Source organism: Pseudomonas sp. R62, from assembly GCF_000257605.1.
Classification (GTDB): domain Bacteria; phylum Pseudomonadota; class Gammaproteobacteria; order Pseudomonadales; family Pseudomonadaceae; genus Aquipseudomonas; species Aquipseudomonas atacamensis.
In genome coordinates, this window is record NZ_JH635998.1 from 1,998,151 (window position 1) to 2,006,311 (window position 8,161).

6 protein-coding genes and 1 pseudogene are annotated in these 8,161 nt (G+C 60.9%); 1 reads left to right on the top strand and 6 read right to left on the bottom strand.

Annotation, left to right across the window (positions count from 1 at the left end; all coding sequences use genetic code 11):
- From OQK_RS10080 to OQK_RS10105, 6 genes and pseudogenes are all read right to left on the bottom strand, one after another.
- A pseudogene (locus OQK_RS10080) lies at positions 1 to 193 on the bottom strand (ABC transporter permease); the annotation flags it as partial.
- 20 nt (positions 194 to 213) lie between these two features.
- Entirely contained in the window at positions 214 to 1,074 is an 861-nt protein-coding gene (locus OQK_RS10085) for an ABC transporter ATP-binding protein (RefSeq protein ID WP_016772274.1), read from the bottom strand.
- A gap of 17 nt (positions 1,075 to 1,091) precedes the next feature.
- Positions 1,092 to 1,988 (bottom strand): TauD/TfdA dioxygenase family protein, encoded by an 897-nt coding sequence (locus tag OQK_RS10090; protein ID WP_016772275.1) that lies wholly within the window; start codon positions 1,986 to 1,988, stop codon positions 1,092 to 1,094.
- A gap of 333 nt (positions 1,989 to 2,321) precedes the next feature.
- Positions 2,322 to 3,689 carry an HlyD family type I secretion periplasmic adaptor subunit gene (locus OQK_RS10095; RefSeq protein ID WP_016772276.1) on the bottom strand — a complete coding sequence of 456 codons (1,368 nt, stop codon included), beginning with the start codon at positions 3,687 to 3,689 and terminating at the stop codon, positions 2,322 to 2,324.
- Entirely contained in the window at positions 3,679 to 5,835 is a 2,157-nt protein-coding gene (locus OQK_RS10100; protein WP_016772277.1) for a type I secretion system permease/ATPase, read from the bottom strand. The genes OQK_RS10095 and OQK_RS10100 overlap by 11 nt, the downstream gene beginning before the upstream one ends.
- 33 nt (positions 5,836 to 5,868) lie before the next feature.
- Positions 5,869 to 7,221, bottom strand: a complete 1,353-nt coding sequence (locus tag OQK_RS10105; protein ID WP_016772278.1) for a TolC family outer membrane protein — start codon at positions 7,219 to 7,221, stop codon at positions 5,869 to 5,871.
- A 361-nt stretch (positions 7,222 to 7,582) separates the two neighbouring features.
- Between OQK_RS10105 and OQK_RS10110 the strand changes: the two genes are divergently transcribed.
- Positions 7,583 to 8,161 (top strand): retention module-containing protein (locus tag OQK_RS10110; protein WP_038860821.1); only part of this gene is annotated, 579 nt, incomplete at its 3' end.

Below are 8,161 nucleotides of genomic sequence, written 5' to 3' on the forward strand. Positions count from 1 at the left end.
GCATCAGGTCATTGTTCTGAATCCGCGCGACCACCTCCCAGATGATCGCCAGCACAATCAGGATCAGGCTTTTGCGCAACCAGCCCTGTTGCCACAGGCGCGTGCCAAGCGGCAACTCGCGCTCGACCGGCACTGCGGTCAGCGGCTCGAGCACCGCTTCGAATTCTTCACGCACGGATGATGAATGGCTCATCGGGTAGTCCTCCTGGCCGCTCAATAGGCGATGCGAATATCGTTGAAGTCGTGATCACGTTCGGTCTCCGGCGCTTGGCCCTCATCGAACAGCAGACGATGAATGCGCCGCGCCGACTCCTGAAACGCCACGCCGCCGAGGCTGTGCAAATCGTATTGATGGCTGTGCACTTCGGCGCGCACCCGCCCCGGATGCGGCGACAGCAAGAGGATGCGATTGCCGATCACCAAGGCTTCTTCGATCGAATGAGTGACGAACAGCAGGGTGAAACGCACCTCTTCCCAGAGCAGCAGCAACTCCTCCTGCATCTTGCGGCGGGTCAACGCATCGAGTGCAGCGAAGGGTTCGTCCATCAAAAGAATTTTCGGTTGCATGGCCAAGGCCCGGGCGATCGCTACCCGCGCTTTCATGCCGCCGGACAAGGTGTGTGGATAGGCGTCGGCGAATGCTGCGAGGCCGACCTTTTCCAGATAGTGCAACGCACGCTCTTCGGCTTCTTTCTTGTTCAAGGTGCGCGAGGCGAGCAGCGGGAACATCACGTTCTGCTTGACGGTTTTCCACGGCGGCAACTGGTCGAATTCCTGAAACACTACAATGCGGTCCGGCCCCGGCGCATCGACGCGCTGGCCTTGCAGGCGGATCTCGCCTTCGCAAGGCCGGATGAACCCGGCGACCGCCTTGAGCAAGGTCGATTTCCCGCAACCGGACGGGCCGAGCAGGACGAAACGATCAGCCGGGTCGACGGCGAAACTGACTTGATGGGTAGCGCGCACCACTCGCTGCGGCGTGCGGTATTCAAGGCTGACGTGATCGACGGCCAGCAAGGCTTCGCTGCGGGCGATCGGGTTGCTGGCCGCGTGGCCTTGCAAAGGGGCGTTCATGATCGATCTCCGGCAAATCAGAAAGGCGCGTCGCCCTGAATGGTCGTGCGATACAGCTTGCGGCGCAGATGCGCGGGACAGCCGGCGGCGAGGTGAATCAGCGAGCGGTTGTCCCAGAACACCAGGTCATGCGGTTCCCACTGATGGCGGTAGATGTTTTGCGGCAGCACGCTGTGGGCGAAGAGTTCGCCGAGCAACTGACGACTTTCGTCTTCCGGCAGACCGACAATTCGCGTGGTGAAGCCTTCGCTGACGAACAAGGCCTTGCGGCCGTTTTCCGGATGGGTGCGCACCACCGGATGCACCACTTCGGCGACCTGAGCCAACTGTTCAGGGGTCAGGGTCGGGCGCCAGTTGCCTTCGAACTTGGTTTCGCTGTAGCGCGCGGTATAGGAATGCGCAGCGGAACGTCCTTCGACCGCAGTGCGCAACGCAGCGGGCAAGTCGTCCCAGGCTTTGTGCATGTCGGCGAACAGCGTGTCGCCGCCCTCGGCGGGCAGCTCTTGGGCGTGCAGCATCGAGCCGAGACTTGGCAGCTCTTTATAGGAAAGATCGGAATGCCAGAACTTGCCGGCGTCACCGAGACCGATGTTCTGGCCGTTCTCGATGATGTTGGAAACGATGAGGATTTCCGGGTGATTGGCCAAGAGGAATTGCTTGAGCACGTGGATCTGCAACACGCCGAAGCGGCGGCTGAAATCGATTTGCTGTTGCGGGGTAATCTGCTGATCGCGAAAGACCACGACGTGGTGATCCAGGTGCGCGCGGTGAATCCGCGCGAAGTCCTGATCATTGACCGGCCGGCTGAGGTCGAGGCCAACGATCTCGGCGCCGACGGCACCGCTGAATGGACGAATTTCAAAAACTTGTGGCGCGGCAGTTGCGGCGCTTTCGGTGGCAGTAGCGGCGGACATCAATCATCTCCCACGCACGGCGCGCTCATGGACGCGCTCGTCGATCAGACACTCACGCTGGATTGCGTGTCGGTTCAGGTCGTGCGGCGCGCCGATTGGTCGGCAGGTACGCAGGTGGGTGACTTTATAGCTATAAGAATTGGAAATTAAATACCGTTAATGAATAACGATATGGCGAATGGTGAGGGCGTGGGTGACCATTTGTGTCACTTACCGACGGATATGCAGCGCCCCAGCGGGCGCCTTCGCGAGCAGGCTCGCTCCCACAGTTGGAATGCAATCTCCTGTGGGAGCGAGCCTGCTCGCGAATAGGCCGTCACCAGCGCCGAAAATCTAGCGCTCGTGCAACGCCTCAGCCCGCGCGCGAATGATCGGCTTGAGCAAATAGCTCAACACCGACTTCTTGCCAGTGATGATATCCACCGACGCCACCATCCCCGGGATGATCAGCAGTGGCTTTTCATCCGTGCCCAAGTGGCTGCGCTCGGTGCGCACTTTGATCACGTAGTAAGTGGTTTTCTTGTCTTCGTCGGTGATGGTATCCGCACCGATCTGCTCTAGCTGCGCCTTGAGCCCGCCGTAAATGGTGTAGTCATAGGCGGTGAATTTGACGATTGCTTCCTGACCCGGATGCAGGAACGCGATGTCCTGCGGGCGGATCTTGGCTTCGACCAGCAGGGTGTCGTCCAGCGGCACGATTTCAACCATGTCGCTGCCCGGCTGGATCACGCCGCCGATGGTGTTGACCAGCAACTTGTTGACGATACCCCGCACAGGTGAGGTAACCAGCGTACGGCTGACGCGGTCTTCCAGCGCCTTGCCGGTGGCCTGGGCCTTGTTCAGATCGGTGCGCGCTTCGTTGAGCTGGGTCAGCGCTTCGCTGCGGAATTTGCCGCGGGTTTCGTCGATCTTGCGCTGCACTTCCTTGATCGCCGATTCCGCGCGCGGAATGGCCAGCGTGGTCGCATCGAGCTGGCCACGGGTTTCCACTTCGGCACGCTTGAGGCGCAACACTTCCACCGGCGAGACCGCGCCCTGCGCCACCAGCGGCTCGGACATGTTGATTTCCTGACGCTGCAAGCCGAGTTGCTGACGGTACTGCGCCTGCTTGGAGCTGAACTCACGCAGCTCCTGCTGGCGCTGAATCAACTGCTCCTGCAGGCCGCCGATTTCGTCGTGCAGTTGCTGACGACGGCTGATGTACAGCGACTCTTCGCTTTTTGCCTGACCCGGCACGGCTTTGAGCACGTCCTCGGGGAAATTCAGCGGACGATCATCGACTTCCGCGCTCAGGCGCTCGACCCGCAGCAGCATCGACAGGCGATCAGCCTCGGTTTCGCCGACATTGGAGGCAAAACGCGTGTCATCGAGACGAATCAGCGGCGCGCCGGGCTCGACGATCTGGCCTTCCTTGACGAACAGCTCGGAGACGATACCGCCCTCCAGGTTCTGGATTTTCTGGATCTTCGACGACGGAATCGCCTTGCCGTCGCCCTTGGTCACTTCGTCGATCACGGCGAAGTTGGCCCAGAGCATGAGGAACACGAAGAAGCCGATGATCGCCCAGATGGTCAGGCGCACGACGCGCGGGGCGTCTTCGATCAGCGCCTTGTTGACCTCCGGCAGCGGCTGGCCCTGCAGCGAGGCAGAGCCCTTGAAGTAGCGACGGATCGACTCCTTGACACCGGACTTAAGCAACACTGATCTGCCCCTTCTTCAACGCTTCCATCACGGCGGCTTTCGGGCCGTCGGCGAGAATCTGCCCGCGATCAATCACCAGCAGGCGATCGACCAGCGACAACAGTGATGCCCGGTGCGTGACCAGCACCACGGTCTTGTTTTCAATCACTGCTGCGAGGCGTTGCTTGAGGCGCTCTTCGCCGGTGTTGTCCATCGCACTGGTTGGCTCATCCATCAGCAGAATCGGCGGATTGAGCAACAGCGCTCGGGCCAGGGCGACGTTCTGCCGCTGGCCGCCGGAAAGGTTCTGCCCGCGCTCGCCGACTTGCAGCTCGTAGCCTTGCGGGTGCAGACGGGCGAATTCGTGGACGCCGGCCAGTTCGGCGGCTTGCAGCACCAGCTCGTCTTCGACGTAACGCGCGCCGGACACCAGGTTGTCACGCAGGGTGCCGGACAGCAGCTGAATGTCCTGCGGCACGTAGCCGATGTTGTAGCGCAGTTCGCTGACGTCGATCTGGCGGATGTCCACGCCGTCGACCAGCAAGGCACCGTCGTCCGGTTGGTACAGGCCCACCAGCAGTTTCGCCAGCGAACTCTTGCCCGAACCGCTGCGGCCAATGATGCCGATCTTCTCGCCGGGACGGATCACCAGGTTGATGTTCTTCAGCGCCGGGTTCTGCTGGTCCGGGTAGGTGAAGCTGAGCTGACGGCATTCGATCGCACCCTGCAGAACCTTGCGGCTCAGCGGGCGCTCTTCGAAGTTGCGTTCCTGGGGCAGTTCCATCATCTGGTCGACCGAGGTCATGGTCACCCGCGCCTGTTGATAGCGCGTGAGCAGGCCGGACAGCGACGCCAGCGGGCTCAGCGCACGACCACTGAGCATGTAGCAGGCAATCAGCCCGCCCATGCTCAGGTTGCCGGCGATGATCTGGTACACGCCGAAGACGATCATGATCACCCCGGCCAGTTGCTGGATCAGCAAGGTGATGTTCATCGCCAGACCGGAGAGCATTTTCACTCGCAGCTCGAGACGGCTGAGGGTGCCGATGGTCTGCTCCCACTGATACTGGCGCTCGCTTTCAGCGTTGTTGACCTTGACCGCATCCAGGCCGGCGAGGGTTTCGATCAGGCTCGACTGGCGCTCGGCGCCCAGCGCCATGGTGCGCTCCATGGTCGCGATCAGCGGCTTCTGCAAGGCGTAGCCGATCAACAGGGCAATCGGGAACGCCAGCACCGGAATCCACACCAGATGCCCGCCGAGAATGGCGATGACGATGAAAATCAGGATGGTGAACGGCAGGTCGATCAGACTGGTCAGGGTCAGCGAGGCGAGAAAGTCGCGCAGGCTCTGAAACTCGTGGATGTTCTGCGCAAAGCTGCCGACCCGCGCCGGGCGGTATTTCATCGCCATGCCGACAATGCGCTCGAACAGCGTGGCGGAGATGATCAGGTCGGTTTTCTTCCCGGCCAGATCCAGGCACAGGCTGCGCAGGCTCTTGAGGATCAAGTCGAAGATGTAAGCGCCGGTGATGCCCAGCGCCAGCACCCAAAGGGTTGCTTCGGCCTGGTTCGGTACCACGCGGTCGTAGACGTTCATCACGAACAGCGGCGCGGCCATGGCGATGATGTTGATCAGGAAACTGGCGGCGATCGCATCGGCGTACAGCCAGCGCGAACGCTTGAGGGTGTCGCGAAACCACGAGCGTGCGCGCGGGATCAGCGTGCCGTGGTTGACGTCGAATTTGTGCTGCGGCTGGGCGAAAAAGACTTTGCCGGTGTAATCGTCGGTCAGCAGTTCACGGCTGACCACCGACTCGCCGCCATCGCTTTCGCTGAGCAGTACGCGTGCTTCGTCGTCGCCCTGCCAGCCGAGCAGGACGGCACTGCGGCCATCCTTGAGCAGCAACAGCGCGGGCATGGCGATCGCCGGAATTTCTTCAAGCTTGCGCTGCAACACCCGCCCCTGCAGCCCGGCGCGAGCCGCTGCGCGCGGCAGCAACTCGACACTCAAACGTTGTTTGGGCAGCGGCAGGCCGGTGGTCAGCATCGCCGCGCTGGCAGGCTTCTGGTGCAGCATGCACAGGGCGAGCAGACCATCCAGCAACGGATCGTCATGCAACGCGCGTGGATCATGGCTGAGTTGAACTCGACTGACTTCTGATTCCACGCTCGACACTCTTTAACAGTTGAAAGGGATAACTCAGTTCATCCCAGGCAGCTGGACCTTGGGCTTCACGTCGTTCTGCACAACGGATGCCAACGGCGCGACCACTCCCTGGCTTTTGAGCAATTGGCCCATGGTCGCCTTGATTCGGTACTGAGTAAATAACTGAATGTTCTTGATTTCCGCCAGACGCCGCGAGGCGGTGAACAGCTCGTTTTCGCTGTCGAGCAAATCCAGCAGGGTGCGTTCGCCGAGGCTGAATTGACGCTGGTAGGCGGTACGCACCGAGGTGCTGCGATCGACGTACTGCTGAGCGATCGGCACCTGAGCGTTGGCGTTGTTCAGGGCGTTCCAGGCCAGGCCGAGCTCTTCGTTCAACTGACGCAGGGCGTTGTTGCGGATGTCCAGCGCCTGGTTGGCCAGGTACGACTTGGATTCCAGATCGGCCTTGTTGCTGCCACCGGAATACAGGTTGAAGCGCATGCGCAGCATCGCCTGCCATTCATTGTTGTGGCCGTTCTGGCCGTCGATATCGTTATCGGCGGTACGGCCCAGTTCGGCGTCGAAGCGCGGGTAAAAGGTCGATTTGGCGGTGGCGAACTGCTTCTCGGCAGCGGCAATATCCGACTCGGCGGAACGCAAAATCGGGCTGTTTTCCAGCATCTGCGCGCGGGCTTCATTGAGGTTGGCCGGCATCATCGCCATGAACGGTGCCGGGCGCTCGAGCTGGTCGGGCATCTGGCCGACGGCGCTGAGGAAGTTGGTTTCCGCGTCGGCGAGGTTGGTCTGTTCGGTGATCAGATTGTTGCGGGCCTGGGCCATACGGGCCTCGGCCTGATCAAGGTCGGCACCGCTGCCGACGCCGCGCTGGGTGCGCAGCTGGATCTGATCGTAGATGCGCTGGTGGCTCTTGAGGTTTTCCTCGGCCAGACGGACGAATTCGCGACGGGTCAGCACGTCCAGATAAACCTGGGCGACGGTCAGCGCAGTGCGTTCGGAAGTGCCCAGCAACGAGTAAGCACGGGAGCTGACGTTGGCTTGTTGACGCGCAACTTCGTTGGACGTCGCGAAACCGTCAAAAACCATTTGCGAGAGACGTAAACTTGACTCGCTGCGGTTCAACGTCTCCCAGTGATTGCTTCCACCGTTCGCTCGAGTGGTCACACTGTCAGTGCCTTCACGGCCATAACCGCCGAGCAGATCGACCTTGGGCAGGTATCCCCCCTTCGCAGCCTTTAACTGATAATCCGCCGCCAATCGACTGTTGACCCCCGCCTGAATCTCCGGATGGACATCCAGCGCCTGTTGCATGGCTTCTGGTAAGGATTGTGCTTGTACGAATGAGGCGGCGAGAGCGAAGGGAGCGGCAAGGAGCAAAAGCGAACGCATGGTTGGAATTTTCCCGGAACTTCTTGTCTTGAATCACAGCAGAAACGTGGTGCTGCGTCGGATGATGGCAACCCGAAAGACCGTATGTCGGAAAGTTCAAAACAGGAACTGGATGACAGGCTGAAGGACAGGTCGCCGCGGAAATATCAATGTGACATTAGTGGGGCGATTGTTTAGGATGGCTCCCAGAAGGTCAATAGTTTGGCATAAAGTTAATCGCGATAATTTATAGCCAGATTATTGACGGAAATACAGCGTCAATAAGTTATCCATCTATAGAAAGTACGTCCAGACTGAAGTGGCGCCGACGCCCGTCAGGTCCATGGAAGTCAACTGAATGTGACACCCCGGAGAGTCTTCAATGAGCAGTGTTGTTGCCGTCGTCAAAAGCATTGTCGGTCAGGTTTTCGTGGTGTCCCCAGAGGGCGTGCGTCGCGTACTCGTTGAAGGCGATCGCCTGTATGTCGGCGACCAGATCGATACCGGCCTGTCCGGCGCGGTGTCGCTGGAACTGGCCGATGGCCGCATGCTCGATCTGGGCCGTGACACCCAGTGGAGCGCCAGCTCGCCTGACTCCAGCACTGACCTGGCCGAAGCCACCGCGCAGGCTGCGCCTTCTGTAGAAGAACTGCAGCAAGCCATCGCCGCCGGTGTCGACCCGACCACCGCACTCGAATCCACCGCGGCCGGCCCGACCGCCGCAGGTACCGGTGGTGCTGCCGGTGGCGGTCACAGCTTCGTCATGCTCGACGCCACCGCTGGCCGCGTCGATCCGACCATCGGCTTCCCCACGGCGGGCATCAATTCTGCCGGGCAAATCGCGCAGGACACCACCGGTGGCCTGACCACCGACACCACCACCAACGCGCTGCGTGACTCGACCCTGAGCCTCAGCGCCACGCCGACCATCACCGAAGCCGGCGGCGTGCTGGTGTATACC